The sequence below is a fragment of the Endozoicomonas sp. ALB115 genome (genome assembly GCF_049310245.1).
Taxonomy (GTDB): Bacteria; Pseudomonadota; Gammaproteobacteria; order Pseudomonadales; family Endozoicomonadaceae; genus Endozoicomonas.
Map to the genome: position 1 here is coordinate 1 of NZ_JBLYZG010000165.1, position 2,067 is coordinate 2,067.

Annotated in this window: 4 protein-coding genes; all 4 read right to left on the minus strand. The window is 40.3% G+C overall.

Annotated elements, in window-relative coordinates:
• Window positions 1-65 precede the first annotated feature (65 nt).
• Window positions 66-335 (minus strand): hypothetical protein, encoded by a 270-nt coding sequence (locus tag ACO6VE_RS24340; protein WP_422464071.1) that lies wholly within the window; start codon window positions 333-335, stop codon window positions 66-68.
• Between the two features lie 2 nt (window positions 336-337).
• Entirely contained in the window at window positions 338-775 is a 438-nt protein-coding gene (locus ACO6VE_RS24345; RefSeq protein WP_422464073.1) for a hypothetical protein, read from the minus strand.
• Entirely contained in the window at window positions 772-1,026 is a 255-nt protein-coding gene (locus tag ACO6VE_RS24350) for a hypothetical protein (protein ID WP_422464075.1), read from the minus strand. The genes ACO6VE_RS24345 and ACO6VE_RS24350 overlap by 4 nt, the downstream gene beginning before the upstream one ends.
• 341 nt (window positions 1,027-1,367) lie before the next feature.
• Complete coding sequence (locus tag ACO6VE_RS24355) at window positions 1,368-1,946, minus strand: hypothetical protein (RefSeq protein ID WP_422464077.1); 579 nt, start codon at window positions 1,944-1,946, stop codon at window positions 1,368-1,370.
• Window positions 1,947-2,067 lie beyond the last annotated feature (121 nt).

Sequence of the window (2,067 nt, forward strand, 5' to 3'; positions counted from 1 at the left end):
CTTGAAACTGTTGGGGCTTCATAACGTAGCCTCCCATTGCAGGGGATCACGACAGTTTAGACCTATCAACCTTTAAAACAAACATAGCCGCTTTCATCCATAGCTTCTTTAAGTTTGCTGATGATAGATTGCTTCATCGTCATGGCAATAGTTGATTGGCTAATCGCAACCCCAGATGTCGGTGGAAGTATTTCAAACCACATCTCTGTCTTTACAAGCTCAAGATGCTTATTACCATCCTCGTCTTCTACATTACGAGGAACTTTAAGATATACCTTCTTAGTTGTAGATGAAGGCATAACTCCATTTTCTTTAAGTTTGTTCAGTAGGCTCATTGTTAACTCCGTTTCATTGTTTCATTGAAGGCTTTATTGGCAATCCCAATAAAAGAACCATCAGTTGTGGCAACCATACGACCGCCAGTTGTTGAAAGACCATATTCAAGCAGTTCTGCATATTCAGCTTGGTTATAGACAGTTATTTCTTTCTCACCAGCCATAACTTGATCATATGCTTCTTTTGCTGCGTTCTTAGAATTTGAATAAGTAGAACTTGATGTAAGATTCTTTTCGTCAACAATATCACCGTCACCGATTCTCCAGTTGTCTAGTGCTTTGTTTTCAGAGTAAGGGGCACCAGTGGTAGATTTAGATGGTGTTATTGATGCAGTAAATGTAATTGTGTCTTCAGCTGTCTTAGCAGCTGATTCTCGAACTAAATCATCAAGACCATCAAACAGTTTATTTACATCAGAATCATTCTTTAACTCTTTCATAAAAATCGCTCTTGTAAAGTGCTGGTAATTACAACTTCAGTATCGCCAACGATATATTTCTCGTTGAAATTTGATAAGTCGTAATTTATGATTCGAGCCAAAAGATTGATTAGGTCTTTATCGTCGAGACGTCCGCTATGGGCAATATTCAAATGATACTGTTCCAAAAGAATTATCATTTGATGTGGAAACATACCAGAAATTTCATCATCGTATCTTTCGTCGTCTATATTTAGCTTTCGTATCATCATGATTTTGTTCTCCTTAATAGAGGTCTATTTCTTGTAGGCGTTTAACGATCAAATTCATGTGACCATGATTATCTTTCTGGGAAATGTGATCATCGATTAGTTCTGGAATTCCAGCTTCTTTGATGAATGACCAGTTTTCGAAGACATGGATGTCTGTAAATTTGAATGTGTTCTTAAGCCACCGTGTGTAAAAGTTTTTGGTTTTCGTCATTGGTGATTTCCATATTTGTTATTCCGTTTGCCAATGGCAAATTATGTGAATTGGTAGGCTGGAGACCCCTGTTTTCAAGGACTCCAGCGGTTAGTTTTTGTGGATTTGTTGTTTGATGGGTAACTACCCATCAGGACAAACTGAGAAGATTGAAATCCCATCCAGATTCCGACGTGGATTCGCTCAATTGTTGATCCATGAGATCGGCAAAAGGAGAGTAGGTGTGGGTCTCTTCGATGTTTAGGGTGAAGTCATTACGTGATGCAGAGCTTGATATGGTCATTGACTGGATGTCCAAATCCTTAATTCGCCCACCTTTCAAAAGAGGCTCGAACAGATATCTCAGACCATTTGAAACGCTGTCCATGCGCCCAGGGGACTTCTGCTTCCTAATCAAGTTCGGATCGAATGCAACCATCTCTTGTTCAAGATCAGACAATCCATGCCCAACGTGAGATACACGATTCTTTGTATACAGAGGTACGATTGATCTAGCTCTTGCTTCTTTTGAAATCGATACATGTTCCAGATGCAGATTAACCATATCCGGCACAGCCAATTCCCAGAGACTACCAGCACCATTGGATTCAACTAATAGTGTGTCGGCTCCCCACTTATGGTAAAGCTCTACGGCGTCTTCCATATACTTCTCGATTTTCTTGCCGGTTGACGTTGCATCCTCAAGTATATACGCTCTGGCGTCTTCCATATCGCCTTCATCCAGACCAATTACAGTTATACTCGACTCTCAAGTTTCTAATGCACGAGTGTTTGATATTCAGGCAAACGATACTTGAGTGAAGCAGTTGGCATCATTCTCCCCAGCTCCC

Excerpts from the sequence above, each read along its gene's own strand:
- ACO6VE_RS24345 (WP_422464073.1), bottom strand. The coding sequence starts at position 775 with ATGAAAGAGTTAAAGAATGATTCTGATGTAAATAAACTGTTTGATGGT.
- ACO6VE_RS24350 (WP_422464075.1), bottom strand. The coding sequence starts at position 1,026 with ATGATGATACGAAAGCTAAATATAGACGACGAAAGATACGATGATGAA.
- ACO6VE_RS24340 (WP_422464071.1), bottom strand. The coding sequence starts at position 335 with ATGAGCCTACTGAACAAACTTAAAGAAAATGGAGTTATGCCTTCATCT.
- ACO6VE_RS24355 (WP_422464077.1), bottom strand. The coding sequence starts at position 1,946 with ATGGAAGACGCCAGAGCGTATATACTTGAGGATGCAACGTCAACCGGC.